The organism is Flavobacterium sp. CS20, assembly GCF_018080005.1.
GTDB lineage: Bacteria > Bacteroidota > Bacteroidia > Flavobacteriales > Flavobacteriaceae > Psychroflexus.
Genome location: NZ_CP073015.1, coordinates 1,446,300 through 1,465,662, shown reverse-complemented (window position 1 = coordinate 1,465,662; position 19,363 = coordinate 1,446,300). Strand labels below are relative to the sequence as shown.

General features: G+C 33.8%; 18 protein-coding genes and 2 pseudogenes. 15 read left to right on the top strand and 5 right to left on the bottom strand.

From position 1 onward, the window contains the following. Positions 1 to 2 precede the first annotated feature (2 nt). From IGB25_RS06885 to IGB25_RS06875, 3 genes are all read left to right on the top strand, one after another. Positions 3 to 785: an enoyl-CoA hydratase/isomerase family protein gene (locus IGB25_RS06885; RefSeq protein ID WP_211066739.1), complete on the top strand. Its 783-nt coding sequence runs from the start codon at positions 3 to 5 to the stop codon at positions 783 to 785. Positions 786 to 841: 56 nt separating this feature from the next. Continuing rightward, complete coding sequence (locus tag IGB25_RS06880) at positions 842 to 1,057, top strand: transposase (RefSeq protein WP_371815960.1); 216 nt, start codon at positions 842 to 844, stop codon at positions 1,055 to 1,057. A gap of 224 nt (positions 1,058 to 1,281) precedes the next feature. Then, the gene (locus tag IGB25_RS06875; RefSeq protein WP_211066738.1) at positions 1,282 to 1,719 is read left to right on the top strand and encodes a retropepsin-like aspartic protease; all 438 of its coding nucleotides are present in this window, start codon (positions 1,282 to 1,284) and stop codon (positions 1,717 to 1,719) included. Between the two features lie 18 nt (positions 1,720 to 1,737). On the opposite strand, the gene hemA is transcribed toward IGB25_RS06875, so the two are convergent. Next, entirely contained in the window at positions 1,738 to 2,997 is a 1,260-nt protein-coding gene (gene hemA, locus IGB25_RS06870) for a glutamyl-tRNA reductase (protein WP_211066737.1), read from the bottom strand. 202 nt (positions 2,998 to 3,199) lie between these two features. Here hemA and IGB25_RS06865 point away from each other — a divergent pair, with 202 nt between their 5' ends. Further along, the gene (locus IGB25_RS06865; protein ID WP_211066736.1) at positions 3,200 to 4,084 is read left to right on the top strand and encodes an AraC family transcriptional regulator; all 885 of its coding nucleotides are present in this window, start codon (positions 3,200 to 3,202) and stop codon (positions 4,082 to 4,084) included. Positions 4,085 to 4,106: 22 nt separating this feature from the next. Here the strand turns inward: IGB25_RS06865 and accC are convergent, their stop codons facing one another. The 4 genes from accC to IGB25_RS06845 form a co-directional block, all read right to left on the bottom strand. After that, complete coding sequence (accC, locus tag IGB25_RS06860; RefSeq protein ID WP_211066735.1) at positions 4,107 to 5,468, bottom strand: acetyl-CoA carboxylase biotin carboxylase subunit; 1,362 nt, start codon at positions 5,466 to 5,468, stop codon at positions 4,107 to 4,109. 48 nt (positions 5,469 to 5,516) lie between these two features. Further along, positions 5,517 to 6,011 (bottom strand): acetyl-CoA carboxylase biotin carboxyl carrier protein, encoded by a 495-nt coding sequence (gene accB, locus IGB25_RS06855; RefSeq protein ID WP_211066734.1) that lies wholly within the window; start codon positions 6,009 to 6,011, stop codon positions 5,517 to 5,519. Positions 6,012 to 6,028: 17 nt separating this feature from the next. Beyond that, entirely contained in the window at positions 6,029 to 7,024 is a 996-nt protein-coding gene (locus IGB25_RS06850; protein ID WP_211066733.1) for a beta-ketoacyl-ACP synthase III, read from the bottom strand. 192 nt (positions 7,025 to 7,216) lie between these two features. After that, the gene (locus tag IGB25_RS06845; protein ID WP_211066732.1) at positions 7,217 to 8,773 is read right to left on the bottom strand and encodes an aldehyde dehydrogenase family protein; all 1,557 of its coding nucleotides are present in this window, start codon (positions 8,771 to 8,773) and stop codon (positions 7,217 to 7,219) included. Between the two features lie 130 nt (positions 8,774 to 8,903). On the opposite strand from IGB25_RS06845, the gene IGB25_RS06840 reads away from it, so the two are divergent. The 11 genes and pseudogenes from IGB25_RS06840 (at position 8,904) to IGB25_RS06790 (ending at position 19,339) form a co-directional block, all read left to right on the top strand. Next, positions 8,904 to 9,410 (top strand): hypothetical protein, encoded by a 507-nt coding sequence (locus tag IGB25_RS06840; RefSeq protein WP_211066731.1) that lies wholly within the window; start codon positions 8,904 to 8,906, stop codon positions 9,408 to 9,410. After that, positions 9,403 to 10,281, top strand: coding sequence for a 4-hydroxy-tetrahydrodipicolinate synthase (gene dapA, locus IGB25_RS06835; protein ID WP_211066872.1), 879 nt, complete (start codon positions 9,403 to 9,405; stop codon positions 10,279 to 10,281). Before IGB25_RS06840 ends, dapA begins: the two co-directional genes overlap by 8 nt. A gap of 79 nt (positions 10,282 to 10,360) precedes the next feature. After that, positions 10,361 to 11,194: an outer membrane protein assembly factor BamD gene (locus tag IGB25_RS06830; protein WP_211066730.1), complete on the top strand. Its 834-nt coding sequence runs from the start codon at positions 10,361 to 10,363 to the stop codon at positions 11,192 to 11,194. Positions 11,195 to 11,201: 7 nt separating this feature from the next. Then, positions 11,202 to 11,540, top strand: coding sequence for a DNA-directed RNA polymerase subunit omega (locus tag IGB25_RS06825; RefSeq protein ID WP_211066729.1), 339 nt, complete (start codon positions 11,202 to 11,204; stop codon positions 11,538 to 11,540). Then, positions 11,541 to 12,755, top strand: a complete 1,215-nt coding sequence (gene coaBC / locus IGB25_RS06820) for a bifunctional phosphopantothenoylcysteine decarboxylase/phosphopantothenate--cysteine ligase CoaBC (RefSeq protein ID WP_211066728.1) — start codon at positions 11,541 to 11,543, stop codon at positions 12,753 to 12,755. Further along, positions 12,748 to 13,637: pseudogene (locus tag IGB25_RS06815) on the top strand (DUF4835 family protein). Before coaBC ends, IGB25_RS06815 begins: the two are co-directional and overlap by 8 nt. A gap of 88 nt (positions 13,638 to 13,725) precedes the next feature. Beyond that, a complete protein-coding gene (gene recN, locus IGB25_RS06810) occupies positions 13,726 to 15,375 on the top strand; it encodes a DNA repair protein RecN (protein WP_211066727.1) in 1,650 nt (549 codons plus the stop codon). 84 nt (positions 15,376 to 15,459) lie between these two features. Continuing rightward, the gene (locus tag IGB25_RS06805) at positions 15,460 to 16,275 is read left to right on the top strand and encodes an enoyl-ACP reductase (protein ID WP_211066726.1); all 816 of its coding nucleotides are present in this window, start codon (positions 15,460 to 15,462) and stop codon (positions 16,273 to 16,275) included. A gap of 175 nt (positions 16,276 to 16,450) precedes the next feature. Further along, a pseudogene (locus IGB25_RS06800) lies at positions 16,451 to 18,281 on the top strand (ABC transporter ATP-binding protein). Positions 18,282 to 18,287: 6 nt separating this feature from the next. Beyond that, on the top strand, positions 18,288 to 18,836 hold the full coding sequence (locus tag IGB25_RS06795; protein ID WP_211066725.1) for an RNA polymerase sigma factor: 549 nt from the start codon (positions 18,288 to 18,290) through the stop codon (positions 18,834 to 18,836). A 32-nt stretch (positions 18,837 to 18,868) separates the two neighbouring features. Then, positions 18,869 to 19,339, top strand: a complete 471-nt coding sequence (locus IGB25_RS06790) for a hypothetical protein (protein WP_211066724.1) — start codon at positions 18,869 to 18,871, stop codon at positions 19,337 to 19,339. The last annotated feature ends 24 nt before the right edge of the window (positions 19,340 to 19,363 follow it).

Sequence of the window (19,363 nt, the reverse complement as noted above, 5' to 3'; positions counted from 1 at the left end):
ATATGAGTTACCAAAACATCACATTGAATCACGAAGATAAAATAGCAATTTTAAGGATTAACCGACCAAAAAAACTCAATGCATTAAACCGTGAAACTATACAAGAGCTCCACGAAGCTTTGACTGAAATTAAAGATGATGATGAAATTGCCGTAGTGATACTCACCGGAACTGGAGAAAAAGCTTTTGTGGCTGGTGCTGATATCGCTGAATTTGCTGATTATTCGGTTGAAGAAGGTCAAGAATTAGCGGCTAATGGACAAGACACGTTATTTAATTTTATAGAAAATTTTTCTAAACCAATTATAGTCGCAGTCAATGGATTTGCCTTAGGTGGTGGATTAGAATTAGCGATGGCCTCTCATTTCAGAACGGCTTCGACTAATGCTAAAATGGGCTTGCCAGAAACATCGCTTGGTGTTATTCCAGGTTACGGTGGCACACAGCGTTTGCCACAACTCGTCGGCAAAGGCAAAGCTATGGAAATGATTATGACGGCTGGGATGATAAATGCTGATGAAGCCTATCGTCTTGGGTTAGTCAATCACGTGTTTGAACCCGAAGATTTATTAGAAGAAACTCAAAAATTAGCAAGTAAAATCTGTAAAAATTCTATGGTAGCTATCAAAGTCGCTATTCAGGCTGTAAATGCTGGTTTTTCTTATAATCAAGACGGTTATGCGGCAGAAATAAAAGCCTTTGGTGAAGCTTTTGGCACTGAAGATTTTAAAGAAGGCACACAAGCTTTTTTAAATAAACGCAAGCCTAATTTTCCAGGCCAATAATACAGAATAAATCGAAATAACAGTTGAGCTCCTTTAGGATTGACATATTTAAATTAATGTTTATAGCTAACACCTATTCACAATTATATTTTCACGTGGTGTTTACGGTGAAATACAGACAAAATCTCATACACAAAGAATGGAAAGATGAATCATATAAATACATCATAGGAATTATATCAAAAATCAAGAGAAACATCATCAAAAAAAAGAGCTTTAAGGAAGAGTATATAGAGTTTTTAAAAACAAATGAGGTAGATTATGAAGAGTAATATGTTATTTGACAGAAAACTAAAAAACTAACCCCGTAGGGGCGTTATATTAATGGTCAACCACAATCAGCTCACGTGTGTTTTTGCGTTAGGGATTGCAGTGGAAATCCCGCATACTGACCGACAGCGTCAGTAGAGGAATTGGAACGCCCAAATTAGAGAGATTTAAACAATAGTCTAAGGTTTTATATTTTTATTGTAACGTATATTTGCACAAAAAACAAATGGCATCATTACGAGAATTTATGCTGAAAAAGGGGTTTCGACGTGTGAAGTTACGATATACAGAAACGGATCATTTTGAAGTGAAAGCTTTTATAAATGGTGTTGAAGGTCGATTTATCTTAGATACTGGAGCGTCAAGCTCTTGTGTAGATTTTAGTCGGATTAAACATTTTAAGCTTTTTGCACGGGAAAGCGAAGTCAAAGCGACTGGAGCAGGAGCGATCAACATGTTGACCAAAGTGTCTGAAAATAATGAATTACGCCTTGGCGAATGGCAGGAACCAGATGCCGATATTGTGGTTTTTGATTTGAGTCACGTCAATGAAGCACTTCTCAATCATAAAGCAACTGAAGTTGATGGCATTATTGGAGCTGATATTTTAAAACTTGGCAAAGCTGTAATTGACTATAAGCAGAAAGCTTTGTATTTGAAATAGAGTAGTGGTTTTGAAGTATTAGTCAGCAGATTCTTTTTCTAAATCAAACATTTTTTCTAACCAAGAGATACCTTCTTCGGTAGTGCCGTTAGCATAGCGGAGATGGCTGGCAAATTGTCGCGTAATTTTATGAATCATACGTTCTTGCAAGATTTCGGCTTGTTTGGTGTCAAAACCTTCAATTTTTTTAGATTGATAGTCGATTTCGTTTTCGGCTAAGGTTTGTAATTTAGATTTGATAGCTTGAAGGGTTGGTGCAAATTTTCTGGTGTGCAACCACTCGTAAAAATCTTTTTTCTGCTCTTCAATAATAGCTTTAGCCTTTGGGATGCATTGTTTTCTTCGCTCTAAAGTTTCGTCGGTCATTCGTGAGAGATAATCTAAATGCAAAAGACTAACATTGTGTAAATCAGCAACATCATCGGCAACGTTTTTTGGAATAGACAAATCTAAAATAAGCAATTCTTTTTTAGGATAAATCAATTCCTTAGTGATGGTAGGTTGTTGTGCACCTGTAGCAACAATAAGCACATCGGTTTGTCTGATTTCAGCTTGAAGTTCAGAGAAATCTTTAACGTTGATGTTGAATTTTCCTGCGATTTTTTCTGCTTTATTTTTGGTTCGGTTAACCAGAGTAATGTTTTTGTTTTGGGTATGTTTAACCAAGTTTTCGCAGGTGTTTCTACCAATTTTGCCAGTTCCGAAAAGCAATATGTTTTTAGAAGAAATGTGATCAACAGTATCTAAAATGTATTGCACGGAAGCAAAAGAAACAGATGTGATGCCAGAAGAAATTTGGGTTTGATTTTTTATTTTTCGACTGGTTTGAACGAGTGAGTTGACCAATCGTTCTAAAAAAGCATTGCTGATTTGTTTCTTTTTTGAAAGATTGAATGAAGATTTGATTTGACTGATAATTTCAAAATCCCCTAAAATTTGACTATCTAAACCTGCGACAACTTTATAAAGATGGTTTATAGCCTTGTCATTAGTATATGTGTAACCGACTTTTTGAAATGTAGGTTTATCTCCATTTGAATATTTGCAAAGTAAATTGATAAAAGTTTCTAAATTTTCTGCAAAGCCATATATTTCTGTTCGGTTACAAGTCGATACCACCATTATACTGTCTAAGCCTTGAGATTTAGCCTCCTGAAGTAAAGCCGATTTTTGACTTTGGTTCAGACTAAATAATCCTCTGGTTTTTGCATCTGCCTTTTCATAGCTGAGCCCAATTACACAGAAGTGTGGAAATTTTGAAACTTTGTATTCTATCATTTATCAAACATAAAATGCTCCACAAAATTAAGTCATTAGTTTTTTTAAAAATAACGCTATAAGTTCTATTTTTATCGTTTTATGCTAATTTTTGTAAAAACTGATCAATATCAATTCAAAATTGTATTTTTACAGTGTTAAAAGCTTTTATCAAGCATTTGTTTAGATTAATTCTAAATAAAAATAAATAAAACTAATCATAATGAATTTAAAAAATAACGCTATCGGTTCAGAAGCTGTTTTTGAGATTGAGCCGAATATAATTATAGTCAGGTTGCAAAACCCATCTGATGATCATGCTGAATTTGAATATCCCATAGATGAAAGTTTTATTCAATTTCATTTTTGTTTGAAAGGGAATATTTCGTTTGGTTTCAACGATGGTCAATACAATTTAAATGTCAAAGAAGATAAGAGTTTGCTGTTGTATAACCCCAATCAAAAGCTTCCTGTAAATCTTAAACTTTATCCCAAATCGTCAGGAGTTTCGGCATTTATTTCTCTAAAAAAACTACACGAACTATTTAGTGCTTCAACGCATTATATTGATTTTTTGACCGAAGACAATCGCGATAAAAAATATTATACTGAAGACCAAATTTCAGCATCTATGGCGGTAGTTTTGAGTCAGATTCTCAATTTTAATTTGCACCCATCGGTAGAGCATATTTATCTCAAGGCAAAGGTTTACGAACTTTTAGGCTTGTTTTTTAATAAACCAGAAGTCGCTGATATCGAACAATGTCCTTTTTTGATTGATGAAGATAATGTGAGAAAGATCAAAATGGCTAAAGAAATTGTCATTCAGCACATGGCCAACCCACCGAGTTTGCAAGAGTTGTCAGCTGAAGTAGATTTGGGTCTTAAAAAGCTCAAGGAAGGTTTTAAAGAAATATACGGAAATACGGTTTATGCCTACATACTCGATCATAAAATGGAATATGCCAGAAAGCTTTTAGAAAAAGGAAATAAGAACGTCAACGAAATAGGTTTGACTTTAGGTTACAGCACAGCCAGTCATTTTATAACGGCGTTTAAGAAAAAATTTGGAACAACACCAAAGAAGTATTTGCAGTCTAAAGTTTAATGTTTTCTAAAAGTTTTTGTTTTCAATCATCTTCGTCATCGTATTCTTTAGACATTACAAAGTCTTCCATAAATTTGGTGGTATAATTTCCTGCTAAATAATCTGGATGATCCATCAATTGTCTGTGAAAAGGGATAGTGGTTTTAACGCCTTCAACGATAAATTCATCAAGTGCTCTTTTCATTTTGTTGATAGCTTCTTCACGAGTTTGTGCGGTAGTAATTAGCTTGGCGACCATAGAGTCGTAGTTTGGCGGTATCACATAACCACTATAAACATGTGTGTCAAGCCTCACGCCATGTCCGCCAGGAGCATGAAGATTATTAATTTTACCAGGTGAAGGTCTAAAATTATTATATGGATCTTCGGCGTTGATTCTGCATTCTATTGAATGTAATCTTGGAAAATAATTTTTACCCGAGATAGGAATACCAGCGACGACTTTAATTTGTTCTTTAATCAAGTCATGTTCAACAACTTCTTCAGTAATAGGATGTTCAACTTGAATTCTGGTATTCATTTCCATGAAATAGAAATTCTTGTGTTTATCTACAAGAAATTCAATGGTTCCTGCACCTTCATATTTAATATATTCAGCAGCTTTAATAGCGGCATTACCCATTTTTTCACGTAGGGCTTTAGTCATAAAAGGTGAAGGCGTTTCTTCGGTCAATTTTTGGTGTCGTCGTTGTATAGAGCAATCTCTTTCTGAAAGATGACAAGCTTTGCCTGTTTGATCACCAACGATTTGTATTTCGATATGTCTTGGTTCTTCGATGAGTTTTTCCATATACATATCGTCATTGCCAAAAGCGACTTTTGATTCTTGGCGTGCAGACTCCCATGCTTTTTCTAAATCATCTTCTTTCCAAACGGCACGCATACCTTTTCCGCCACCACCAGCCGTAGCTTTAAGCATCACGGGATAGCCTGTTTTTTCAGCAACTTTTTGGCAATCTTTAAAATCTTTGATAATGCCATCAGATCCAGGAACACAAGGCACGCCAGCGACTTTCATAGTAGCTTTTGCCGTGGCTTTGTCTCCCATTTTAGAAATCATTTCAGGTGAAGCACCTATGAATTTGATATCGTGTTCTTTACAAATTTTAGAAAAGTTGGCATTTTCTGACAAGAATCCGTAGCCAGGATGGATTGCATCTGCATTAGTGATTTCGGTCGCTGAAATAATATTTGGGATCTTTAAATAAGATTCATTACTTGCGGCTGGACCAATGCAAACGGCTTCATCGGCAAATCTTACGTGTAAGCTTTCTTTGTCTGCAGTAGAATATACTGCAACGGTTTTGATGCCCATTTCCTTACAAGTTCTGATAATACGCAAGGCGATTTCACCTCTATTGGCAATTAGTATTTTTTTGAACATACCTTTTTATAGATTTAAATCATTAATCACAAGTCGCTGAAAATTCTTTTATGATGGATCAACGAGGAATAAAGGTTGATCAAATTCAACCGGTGTGGCATCGTCAACCAACACTTTTACAATTTTACCTGAAACTTCACTTTCAATTTCGTTGAAAAGCTTCATAGCTTCTATGGTACAGAGCACATCGCCTTCTTTGATGGTATCTCCAACTTCTACAAATACAGGTTTGTCTGGTGAAGGTTTTCTATAAAAGGTTCCTATGATTGGCGATTTTATAGTAACCAAGTTGTCATCTTCTTTGGTGTCCTTAGATTCTGCACTTTCTTCTGATTGTTGAGTGCTTTGTTGTTGCACGGGTTGAGGTGCGACGGTTTGATGTTGAACGGCACCGACAGGAATTTGCTGAACAATAGTTTCTTTATTATCGTCGCTTGATCCAGTTCTAATGGTAATTTTTACATCATCCATTTCCAGTTTTACTTCACTGGCTCCAGAATTAGCGACAAACTTGATAAGATTTTGAATTTGCTTTAAATTCATAGTGTTTAGATTTAGGTTTAGGAATTATATACCCATTTTAAATAGATGGCACCCCATGAAAATCCACCGCCAAAAGCGGCAAATATAATATTATCTCCTTTTTTGAGTCGATGTTCATAATCTGTTAATAACAGTGGTAGTGTTGCTGAGGTTGTATTGCCATAACGGTGTATATTCATCAATACTTTGTCTTCAACTATATTCATCCGCTTTGAAGTGGCATCGATGATCCTTTTGTTGGCTTGATGAGCAACTAACCAATCAATATCATCTGAAGATAAGCTATTGCGTTCCATAATTTTTGCACTGACATCAGCCATGTTTGAAACTGCAAATTTAAAAACGGTTCGTCCATCTTGAAAAACATAGTGCTGACGGTTTGCAACTGTATTTTCATCAGCTGGTAGTATAGATCCGCCAGCTTCTATTTTGAGATAGTTTCTGCCGATACCATCAGTTCTCAGATATTCATCTTGCAAACCTAAGCCTTCAAAGTTAGGTTCAAAAAGCACACAACCTGCTCCATCGCCAAATATAATACAAGTTGATCTGTCTTCATAATCTATTATTGATGACATTTTATCAGCTCCAACTAAAAGAATTTTTTTGTAACGACCCGATTCAATATAACTTGCGACAGTTGACATGCCAAATAAAAAACTTGAACAAGCGGCTTGCAAGTCGTAAGAGAATGCATTTGTAGCACCTATTTTGCTTGCAACATAAGCAGAGGTTGTTGCTACAGGCATATCGGGTGTGGCGGTTGCTACAATGAGTAGGTCAATTTCTTTAGGGTCTAAGCCACTTTTATCTATAAGGTTTTTACATGCTTTTATGGCGAGAAAAGAAGTGCCTTTACCTTTTTCTTTTAAAATTCGGCGTTCTTTAATGCCAGTTCTCGTCGTTATCCACTCATCAGTAGTATCCACCATTTGTTCAAGATCCTTATTGCTAAGAATGTCTTCTGGAACATAAAAACCCGTAGCTGTTATGGCGACGGTAACTTTTTGCATAAGTTATTTTTAAGTCATTTGATAACAGCTAGGCTGAAATAAAATGAGGCTAAAACCAAATTTAATATGATGCAAAGTAAAATCATTTTTGGGGTATATCAAAAATCTTATACAACATTTAATTAACATCTATTTAAATTTAACATTACAAAATATTTTAAATTTATGTTTAAAATATTAAATATCAAATAATTATAAGTCAAATTTTATGCCTTGTGCTAATGGTAATTCAGAGGTATAGTTTATGGTGTTGGTTTGTCTTCTCATATAAACTTTCCAAGCATCTGAGCCAGATTCTCTTCCACCACCAGTTTCTTTTTCGCCACCAAATGCACCGCCAATTTCAGCACCAGAAGTTCCAATATTGACATTGGCTATACCACAATCTGAGCCTTGAGCCGATAAAAACTGTTCGGCTTCTCTAAGGTTATTTGTCATAATTGCTGAAGATAAGCCTTGAACAACGTCGTTTTGGATTTGAATGGCTTCACTTAAATCACCTTTGTATTTAATGAGGTAGAGGATTGGGGCAAAAGTTTCTTCTTGAACAATTTTAAAATGATTTTCAGCTTCGGCAATTGCTGGTTTCACGTAGCAACCACTTTCGTAACCTTCACCTTCTAAAACACCGCCTTCTACCAAAACATTACCACCTTCTTTTTTAACCGTTTTAAGTGCATTGAGATAGTTATTGACTGAATCTTTATCAATCAAAGGTCCCATATGGTTATTTTCATCTAAAGGATTTCCGATTTTGATTTGTTTGTATGCATCTGTAATGGCATTTTTCACTTCATCGTACACCGATTCGTGAATGATAAGTCGTCTGGTAGAAGTGCAGCGTTGTCCACAAGTACCAACAGCACCAAATACCGCACCTATAACTGTATTTTTGATATCAGCATCGGGTGTGATGATGATGGCATTGTTACCGCCAAGTTCCAGAAGTGATTTCCCCAGACGTTTAGCTACATCTTGGGCTACAATTTTACCCATTCTTATAGAGCCTGTAGCCGAAATAAGCGGAATACGCTTATCGTTTGTCATCAGTTTACCGACTTTATAATCGCCAGTAATTAAAGATGAAATCCCATCAGGAACATTGTTTTCTTTAAAAATCCGAGTCGCTATTTTTTGGCAAGCTACAGAAGTTAATGGTGTTTTTTCAGAACCTTTCCAGATACTGGCGTCTCCACAAACCCAAGCTAAAGCGGTGTTCCAAGACCAAACAGCAACGGGAAAATTGAACGCAGAAATAATACCTACAACACCAAGCGGATGCCATTGTTCATACATACGATGACCTGGTCTTTCGCTATGCATAGTAAACCCGTATAGTTGTCTTGATAAGCCAACAGCAAAATCACAGATATCAATCATTTCTTGAACTTCGCCAAGACCTTCTTGATAAGATTTTCCCATTTCATAAGAGACCAATTTTCCAAGCGATGCTTTAAGCCGTCTGAGTTCGTCGTTAAATTGTCTCACCACATCGCCACGCTGAGGTGCTGTCCATTGTCGCCAGGCTTTAAATCCTTTTTCGGCTTGTTGAATGACCTTTTCATAATCTTCTGCAGTAGTTTGACTTACTTTGCCAATAAGCTGACCGTCAACAGGTGAATACGATGCTATCATTTCTCCATGACCATAAAAATCTTGGTTAAACGACGTGCCGTGATTTTCTAATTGAATATCTAATTCTTTTAAGGCTTTATCAATTCCGTATTTATCGGAAATATGTGTTGTCATTTTTTTGTTTTTTTTTTAAAATTGATTATTTTGATTGCGAATTTAATAATTTAAAAAACGTCTCAAGGCTTTAAAATATATTTTTTAAAAATTGAATGTTAATGAATATACTTTTTTAATTTTGGCACAGATGACAAATTATATTAAAACTTTTTTTATAAAACACAATGTGTCGGTCAATAAAAAGTCTATTGGCTTAAAACATTATCCCAATACTGTTAGTAGTGTTGGTTTTTTTTGTTTAAATTCAAATTTTCCAGAGGTTAATTTTATTAAAAAACTCAAAAACACATTTGGTGAACAGACTCAATTTACTATTTTTAGTTTGGGAAACAAAATTGAGATTGATAATGGTTATGCATTAAACAATAAGACTTTTGATTTGTTTGGTAAAATTAAAAACCCTGCACTTCATAAAGATTTGTGTGATTTAGATATATTGATTGACACAACTCAGACAGTTTCTCAAATCAAGCATTACGCCATTAGCTTAGCAAGTCAAGCTTATAAAATTTCTTTTGGATGTTATGATGATAATATTTACAATTTAAGTATAAATTTGAAGTCTTTAGATTATAATTTGTTTGCAGATGAAATTATTAAATATCACAAAATACTCGTAAATGGAAATCAATAAATTTATAGGAACAGGAGTAGCATTAATTACGCCTTTTGATGAACAAGGAAAAGTTGATACATCAGCACTTGAGGATGTGGTTCAGTTTCAGATTGAAAATGGCATAAATTATTTCGTTGTTCTGGGAACCACGGCAGAAAGTGCCACATTAAATCAAGAAGAAAAAGAACTTGTAAAAAAAACCATCATAGAGACTAACAAAGGTCAATTGCCTTTAGTGTTAGGCTTGGGTTCAAATAATACACAGGCTTTGGTTGATGAAATTAAAAACACAGATTTGACCGACTTTGACGCAATATTATCCGTTTCGCCATATTACAACAAACCTACTCAAAACGGTATTTATGCACATTTTGAAGCCATAGCTAAAGCGAGTCCCAAACCCATCATTTTATATAATGTACCTGGCAGAACAGCATCTAACATAGCACCTGAAACGGTGGTTGAATTGGCTAAAAATTTTAAAAACATTATCGGGATTAAAGAAGCCGCAGGAGATATTGTTCAAGCTTATGAGTTTATTCAGCAAACCCCTAAGGACTTTTTGGTGATTTCTGGTGATGATATGATAACCTTGCCTATGGTTTTGGGTGGTGGAAGTGGCGTGATATCCGTCATTGCACAAGGATTTCCTAAATTGTTTTCAGATATGGTAAAACTTGGTCTTGAAGGCAAAAGTCAAGAGGCGTTTAAATTGCACCACAAAATTGCACCTGCTATAGAAATGATTTTTGAACAAGGTAATCCAGCAGGAATTAAATCTGTATTGAAGCATCTAAACTTGTCTGAAGACTATTTAAGATTACCTTTAGTCAATATTGATAAAAATTTGGATAATCGTTTGAAAGATTTTATCAAAAAACTTGACTAATTGTAAGTTAACTTTAACAGAGGTAATAAATTAATTATTTTTTAGTTATAGCTTTAATTCTTAGCTTTGCAAATTATTTATGAAACAATTTATATACATATTAACAGCTTTTGTTTTACTGACCTCTTGTAGTGAATATCAAAAGGTATTAAAGAAAAAAGAAATCAAACCTAAATTTGATTTAGCAAATCGTTTGTATGAACAAGGTTTAAAAGATGGTAAAAAGAGTAAACTCACCAAAGCTATTAAACTATACGAGCAAGTTTTGCCAAGTTTGCAAGGTAAACCACAAGCTGAAATCGTTCAATTTAATACGGCAAACGCTTATTATTCCGTAGGTGATTATTTGATTTCTGGCTATAAATTTGAGCGTTTTGCAAAAGCTTTTCCAACAAGTCAAAAAGTTGAAGAAGCTATGTTTAAAAGTGCAGAAAGCTATTACAACGAGTCGCCACGTTATAGCTTAGATCAATCCGATACCCATAAGGCGATAGATAAATTACAAATTTATATCAACGAATATCCTGATGGTCAATATTTTGTAGAAGCCAACGCTAAATTACAAGAACTTAGATATAAACTCGAAAAGAAATTTTACGAAATCGCCAAACAATATCATCATACATACCAATATAAAGCGACTATAAATGACTTTGACAATTATTTAGTCAATTATCCTGGCTCTGCTTTTAAAGAACAAACCTATTATTACAAATTTGAATCTGCTTATTTATTGGCTATTAAAAGTTTTGAGTATTTGATGGAAGAAAGATTAGAAACAGCTTTAAGCTATTTTGACGATTACAAAGTTCGTTTTCCTGAAGGCGAATTTATCAAACAAGCTCAAGAATATGCAGACGATGCCGAAGTGAGACTTACAGAATTGAAAGCCAAAAACACACAACAACAATAAACTTGTTATGAATACTAAACTCAATTATCAAGATGCTGAAATCAGCACAACCACAATCGACAAAAATAAAGTCGATGCCAAAACAAATAATATTTACGAAGCTATTTCAATTATTGCAAAACGCTCTAATCAAATCAATATGGATTTAAAAAAAGAGTTGGTTGAAAAGTTAGAAGAATTTGCAACACACAACGAAAGCCTAGAGGAAGTTTTTGAAAATAAAGAACAGATTGAAGTATCTAAATTTTATGAAAGACTACCTAAGCCTCACGCCATCGCTATGGATGAATGGTTGAAAGGCAAAATTTACTTCAGACATACTCAACAAGACGATACAGAATTATAGATGTCTGCATTAATCGGTAAGCATATATTATTAGGCATTACTGGTGGAATAGCGACTTACAAAACAGCTTTCCTGATCAGGTTATTTATTAAAGCTGGTGCTCAAGTTAAATGCATAATGACACCTGAAGCTGAAGAATTTGTAACACCATTAACGCTTTCAACCTTATCTAAAAACCCTGTTGTATCAAGTTTTACCGATACCGAAAAAAACTGGAACAACCACGTAAAACTTGCCGAATGGGCAGATTTTATGCTTATTGCACCAGCCACAGCCAATACGTTGTCCAAAATGATTATAGGCAAATCTGATAACCTTTTGATGACAACCTATTTATCTGCAAATTGTCCAGTCTATATTGCACCTGCAATGGATTTGGAGATGTATCAACACGATACAACCAAAACAAATCTCAGTCAACTCACAAATTCTGGTCACATTATTATTGAGCCAGAGTCAGGCGAACTGGCAAGTGGTTTAGAAGGAAAAGTACGAATGGCTGAACCTGAAAACATTGTTGAATTTATCTCACAACATTTATTAAAACAAATGCCACTTTTCAATAAAAAGGTTTTGATAACTGCTGGACCAACCTACGAACCCATCGATCCTGTAAGATTTATAGGAAACCATTCCAGCGGAAAAATGGGTTATGAAATGGCAAAAACAGCACTAAACCTCGGTGCAAAAGTGATTTTGATTTCGGGACCAACACATTTAACATTAACACATCCAAACTTAGAGTTGATCAAAATTAGTACAGCCCAAGAAATGTTTGATAATGCTATGACGTTTTATGATAATGTAGATATTGCCATTGCTTCTGCCGCCGTTTCAGATTATAAACCAAAGACTTTTCACAATCAAAAAGTCAAAACAACAGAAGATACTTTTAGGATTGATTTGGTTAAAAATCCTGATATTCTAAAAACTTTTGGTCAACAAAAAAAGCATCAATTTTTAGTTGGTTTTGCTTTAGAAACCAACGATGAAGTTGAAAATGCCAAACAAAAATTAGAAAAGAAAAACTTAGATTTTATCGTTTTAAACTCTCTTCAAGATAAAGGTGCAGGTTTTAAAAATGATACAAATAAAATAAGTATCATAACAAAAGACGATATCAAGCGTTTTGATGTTAAACCTAAATCTGAAGTGGCTAAAGATATTTTTAATGAGATCTTAAATACAAGATTTAATAACAAAGCCGATGCGTAATCTGTTCATTTTACTTTTTGCTTTTTTAACCTTAAATATTTCTTATGCTCAAGAATTTAATGCTACGGTTACTATAGATGCCAGACAAACAGGACAAACCAGACTTAGAATCTTTAATATTTTAGAAGAATCACTTCAAGAATTTATCAACCAAACGGCATTTACTAATGAGAATTATTCAGACTTGCAAAAAATAGATTGTAGCTTTTTTATAACAGTAAACAATTACGACTCTGACCGTTTTCAAGCCAATATTCAAGTTCAAGCTTCAAGACCCGTATTTGGCTCAAATATAAAAACCTCAATACTCAACGTTAAAGACGAAGATTTTAATTTCACCTATACTGAAAGTCAACCCTTGATTTACGATGTCAACAATTTTCAGTCTAATTTGACTTCTGTGGTAAGCTTTTACCTTTATACTATATTGGGCTTAGAAGCAGATTCATTTGCATTGAATGGTGGTAATGGCTATCACGAAACTGCAAGACAAATTGTCAATGCAGACAATCTAATGCTGGAGCTGGCTGGCAAGCTACAGGTGTTGGTTTTTCAAGGTTTAATCTTAATAATGATATTCTATCTCAAAACTTTGCAGATTTCAGACAAGCTTTTTACGATTATCATATAAATGGTCTGGATTTAATGCATAAAGACACCAGAAAGGCTAAAGAAAATATTTTAGAAAGCATTGCCTTACTCAAATCTGTCAATGATGCCAGACCAAATTCGGTTTTGTTAAGACTATTTTTTGATACCAAAGCAGGCGAAATTCAGCAAATTTTAAATGGTAGTCCCAAAATGGATATTGCTCAAACCAAAGAATACCTTTACCGCATAGCACCAGTGCATAACAATAAATGGAGACGAATTAAATATTAAAAAACGAAGTTGATAATATTCAACTTATTTCGTCTAAATTACATTGAATATTTATCTTTACGTTTCTAAATTTTTATAATTTTAAAAAGTGCTCAAGTCTCTTTACATAAAAAATTACGCCTTAATCAAAGATATTCAACTCAACTTTGAAGGCTCTTTTACAACCATAACAGGCGAAACTGGTGCAGGTAAGTCTATACTTTTGGGAGCATTGTCTTTGTTGCTTGGTAGTAGAGCAGACAAAGAAAGCTTGAGAGACACGAATGAAAAATGCATCATAGAAGCCGAATTTGATTTGTCAAAATTTAATCTAAAATCAGTGTTTCATCAATTTGATTTAGATTATGACGAATTATGTCTCATCAGAAGAGAAATAACCAAAAACAAAACCAGAGCTTTTATTAATGACACTCCAGTAAATTTAAAAATCTTACAAGATTTAAAACCATATTTGATTGATATTCACAGTCAAAACGAATCGCAATCTTTGTCTAATACGTCTTATCAATACTTGGTTTTAGATAAAATCGCAAAAAATGAAAATGTCTTAGCCCAATATCAAAACACTTTAAACACTTTTAATGCTTTAAAAAATAAATTAGAACAATTAAAAACAGAAAAACAAGACGCTACAAAAAAACAAGATTACAATCAGTTTTTGTTTGATGAATTGGAAAAATCAAGCTTGCGAGAAGGACTTTTAGAAGAATTAGAAAATGAATTTCATCAGCTACAAAACGCTGAAGATATACAAAACTATTTATCAGAATCTATAGCTATTATTCAACAGGAAGAATATGGTGTATTTGATCAACTCACTAAGGTTAATCAACGTTTGCAGACCTTGACTCAATCGGTTTCAAGTTATAAAGACTTAAAAGAGAGAATACAATCAATATTGATAGAAACCGAAGATATAGTCGCTGAGTTAGAGCAAAGCTTAGAAAATGTTGAAGTCAATCCTGAAAAATTAGAAAGCATTGATAAACAACTTCAAAGCATCAATCATCTTTTGCACAAACACCAAGTCAAAACAGACGAAGAACTCATAGAAATTAAAAATCAACTTGAACAACAATTACAAGAGTTTTCAAATATTGATCAAGAGATTTCTTCTACCGAAACTCGATTAAAAGCAACAGAAGAAAAGCTGAATAGTTTATCTCAAAACTTGCTTTCAAACCGAAAAAAATCCGCACAAATTTTAGAAAAAAAACTACTCAAAATTTTAGCTCAACTCGGTATGCAAAATGCTTCAATCAATATACAGCTAACAGAAAAAGAAGAGTTTCATAAATACGGAAAAGATGAAATAGAATGGTTGTTTTCAGCCAACAAAGGCATGCCGCTCAGAGCTTTGCATAAAGTGGCTTCAGGCGGCGAAATGTCACGAATGATGCTCGCTATAAAAAGCACCTTAGCAACTTATGAAAACCTACCAAGTATTATTTTTGATGAAATAGACACAGGTGTGTCAGGTGAAATAGCCCTTAAAATGGGTGAAATTATGTTGAATATGAGTCGCCATATGCAAGTGATATCCATCACACATTTACCTCAAATTGCTTCAAAAGGGAAACAACATCTTAAGGTAATTAAAACTACCGACAAATCAGAAACACAAACCAATATTAAAAATTTAAATCAAGATGAAAGAATAAAGGAATTATCACAAATGCTCGGTGGTGACGAAAATTCAGCATCAGCAATTGCTCATGCCAAAAGCTTACTCAATTGATAATTTATTTATATTTGATTTTTATAAATTTAAAAGAAGGAGCATTTTCTTAAAATCATAAATCATAAATCAAAAATCAATATCATGTCATATAATTTATTAAAAGGAAAAAAGGGAATCATATTTGGAGCTTTAGACGAACATTCTATCGCTTGGAAAACCGCCGAACGCGTTCACCAAGAAGGCGGTCAATTTGTGTTGACTAATGCACCAATAGCTATGAGAATGGGTAGCATTAACATCTTAGCAGAAAAAACAGGTTCAGAAATTATTCCAGCCGATGCGACAAAAGTAGAAGATTTAGAACATCTTATAGACAAAGCTCAAGAGATTTTAGGAGGTAAAATTGATTTTGTTTTACACTCTATTGGCATGTCTATCAACGTCAGAAAAGGTAAACATTACACCGACCAAAATTATGATTGGACACACAAAGGAATTGATGTGTCTGCGATGTCTTTTCATAAAGTGATGCAAACTTTATATAAAAAAGATGCGATGAATGAATGGGGAAGCATTGTTGCTCTGACCTATATGGCATCGCATCGTGTATTTCCAGATTACAATGATATGGCAGAAAACAAAGCCTATTTAGAATCTGTTGCTAGAAGTTTTGGCTATCATTTTGGAAAAAAGAAAAACGTAAGAGTCAACACTATTTCGCAATCTCCAACGCCAACTACTGCAGGAAAAGGCGTAAAAGGTTTTGATGGTTTTATGGCATATGCTGATAAAATGTCACCACTCGGTAACGCCACAGCACAAGATTGTGCAGATTATACCGTCACTTTATTTTCTGATTTAACCAAAAGAGTAACTTTACAAAACCTATTCAACGATGGTGGATTTTCAAATATGGGTGTCAGTGAAGAGGTGATTAAAAAATTTACGGAGGAATAAGGCTTCATTGAAAACGATCATAAAAATTTATTGAATTTATTATTCAGAGTTTGAAATTATTTACGTCTTGATATTTACATAGGTTAGGGTCTCAATATTTAGCTATCACCTCAATCCCCTAATAAAATGTATCTTTGCCGAAAATTAAACTACTCAGGTTTATTGATTTTATTATATGAATTATTTTAAAAAAATCATTCGCTTTGCTAAACCTTACAAGGCTTATGCTGTAGGAAATATCATCGCCAATATTTTTTACGCTCTTTTTAGTGCCTTGTCTTTTGTGGCTTTAATTCCAATGCTGGATGTGTTGTTTGGCGAAACTCAAAAAGCATTAACTCAAAAACCTGAATATACAGGGCTTAGCAATTTAAAAGACTATTTTAAAGACAGTATGGCTTACTACATTCAAGACGTTGCTCAAGACGATGCCTCAATGTCTTTGTTTGTGGTTATTGCCTTAGTGGTGGTGTTATTCTTTTTAAAAAACATATCCAACTATTTGGCTTTATACTTCATCACATTTTTGAGAAATGGCGTGCTCAAAGATTTGCGCAATGCACTTTACAAAAAGACAGTAGAATTACCATTGTCTCACTATTCTGAAAAACGTAAAGGCGATACTATTGCGAGAATTACCAGTGATGTTTTAGAAATTCAACACTCGTTTTTATCTATTTTAGAATTGCTTGTACGTGAGCCTTTAACTATTATATTCACTATCATCACGATGCTTTTTTTGAGTGTTAAGTTGACCGTTTTTGTGTTTATTTTTATACCAATATCAGGAATTATAATTTCGTTAATTGGTAAATCTTTAAAACGGAAGTCAGACTTGGTTCAAACCGAACAAGGTTACTTTTTGTCCATTTTAGAAGAAACCCTCGGCGGACTCAAAATCATAAAAGGCTTTAACGCCGAACATATATTTTTTAAAAAATTTTCAGACTCAACCCAAAAGTTTTATGATTTTTCAAATAGGCTACTCAATCGTCAAAATTTAGCTTCACCTACTTCTGAATTTTTAGGTATTTCTGTGATTGCTGTATTGTTGTGGTATGGCGGAAAAATGGTTTTGCTGGACGAAAGTCTTGACGGCTCAACTTTCATCACGTTTATGGGTTTGGCATACAATATTTTAACCCCAGCCAAAGGCATTTCAAAAGCTTCTTATAACGTCAAAAAAGGCAACAGCTGTAGCTGAACGCGTTTTACAAATTTTAGAAACTGAAAATAATATCAAAGATAAACCTGATGCCATTCAAAAATCAGACTTTAATGACCAAATTTCTATAGAAAATCTATATTTTAAATATGAAGATGAATATGTTGTCAAAAACTTTTCAGCCAAGTTGCCTAAAGGTCAAACCTTAGCACTTGTTGGTCAGTCGGGTAGTGGTAAATCGACCATTGCCAACTTGATAACACGTTTTTATGATATCGAAAAAGGTGCGATTAAAATTGATGGCATTAACATCAAAGATATCAGCCAAAATTCTCTGAGAAACCTAATGGGCTTAGTTACTCAAGACTCCATTTTGTTTAACGATACTGTTGAAGAAAACTTAAAAATCGGAAAACCCGATGCTACAGAAGCCGAAATTGAAAATGCCTTAAAAGTAGCCAATGCTTTTGATTTTGTCATAAAATTACCCAAAGGTTTGCAAACCAATATTGGCGATAGTGGTAACAAGTTGAGCGGCGGACAAAAACAGCGTTTGTCTATTGCAAGAGCAGTGCTCAAAAATCCGCCAATAATGATTCTTGACGAAGCTACATCGGCTTTAGATACTGAAAGTGAACAATTGGTGCAAGAAGCTCTTGAAAATATGATGAAAAACCGCACTTCTGTAGTTATTGCCCACCGACTATCAACCATTCAAAGTGCAGATCAAATTATTGTGATGCAAGATGGAGAAATTGTTGAGCAAGGCAAACACGCCGAACTGCTATCTCAAAAAGGAATGTATAAAAAACTGGTAGATATGCAATCTTTTCAAGATTAATGACATATGGATATTGAAGAAGAAAAAGAATTAATTTCAAGATTGTGTTCTGAAAATCAGTCTGATTCTGCTTTTACAGAATTGGTAGAATTGTATAAAGAACAACTGTATTGGCATATCCGTTACTTGCTCAAAAATCACGAAGATACCGATGATGTTTTACAAAACGTTTTTATTAAGATTTATAAAAACATCAAAAAATTTAAAGGCGATAGCCGATTGTATTCTTGGATGTATCGCATCGCCAAAAATGAATCGCTTACATTTTTAAAAAAACGATCTAAGATGTTGAAAATTAGCGATGAAGAATTGCAAACTCACATTGTTGATAATTTAAAAAGCGATGTGTATTTTGAAGGGGATCAAATTCAGTTAAAACTACACAAAGCCATAAGCACTTTACCAGAAAAACAAAAAGAGGTTTTTCAACTCAGATACTTTGAAGAAATGAAATATCAAGACATGGCTGAGTTATTACAAACTTCAGAAAGTGCTTTAAAATCTAATTATCACCATGCTTCAAAAAAAGTAGAGCAATACCTAAAATCAAATTAAACCTTTTTGAGAATCAGTCGTCTAACATACAGATGAAGTCAAGCAAATACATATCAAAAAAAAGTGGATTTGAAGTTCCCAAATCTTATTTTGAAGATTTTGAAATCGATTTTTTAAAGGCTGAAAATCAACAATCCAAAACTGGTTTTTTAGTTCCTGAAGGTTATTTTGATAGCTTTGAAGTCAAGCTACCAAAATCATTTAAACTTATTCGCCTAAACGAATTTCAAAAAACCCTTGCAGTTGCTGCAGTATTACTTGTTTTATTAGGCACTTTATTGACAGGTTTGATCGTTAAATCCCAACCTCAGCAACAGCTTGATTTTAGTAAAATTAATCGCGATGAAGCCATGAATTATCTTGAAGATGAAATAATGATGGACTATGATTTATATCTTGAAGATGAAAATTTAGAGATTAATTTATCAGAGGTAAACCTAGAAAACACAAAAATAATTAACAATATGGATGATAGTTCCATTGAGCAACTTATGGATTACTAAGTGTTTAATTTATGATAAAATCAA